This is a genomic window from Mesorhizobium sp. M6A.T.Ce.TU.016.01.1.1 (assembly GCF_003997065.1).
Classification (GTDB): Bacteria; Pseudomonadota; Alphaproteobacteria; order Rhizobiales; family Rhizobiaceae; genus Mesorhizobium; species Mesorhizobium mediterraneum.
The window spans coordinates 1-464 of record NZ_RZTJ01000129.1 but is presented as its reverse complement, the minus strand read 5'-3'; the positions used below and the strand labels follow the sequence as shown (position 1 = coordinate 464).

The 464-nt window shown below is 68.5% G+C and carries 1 protein-coding gene; it reads right to left on the bottom strand.

Annotation, left to right across the window (positions count from 1 at the left end; translation table 11 throughout):
- Positions 1-464, bottom strand: a 464-nt coding sequence (locus tag EOC94_RS33585) for a DUF5801 repeats-in-toxin domain-containing protein (protein WP_245465731.1), incomplete at both ends; no start/stop codon positions are given.

The window sequence follows — 464 nt, the reverse complement described above, 5'->3', positions numbered from 1 at the left end:
CAAGGGCAACCAACGACGTCAGCGTCACCGTCGTGCCAGACAGCGTCACCGTGAACGCCGTCGCATCGAGCGTGTTGTTGCCGTCGCTGTCATACTGGCCCGAGATCTGGCTGGCCGAGTCGGCCACCAGCGTGATCGCATGGTTGCCCTCCGTCGTCAGCAGCCCGGTCGCCGGCCCGCCCGCCAGGGCCAGTGCGTAGCTCACATTCGTCGTGAAGCCGTCGACCGCGCTCGCCGTGAAGGTCGGCGGCGTGATCGTCACCTGCCTCTGCCCGCCAGCCCCGCTCGCCTCGACCACCTCGGCGGCGCCAACCGTCGGCGCGGCCGTGATCGAGAGCGTCGGATCGGTGTCGTTGAAGGTCAGCGACAGCCCCGAGCTCGCGCTTTGCGACGACACGACGTCGTCGTCGCCGTCCGTCACCGTCACCGTCGACACCACGTTGATCAGAGTGCCGAGGTCGAGC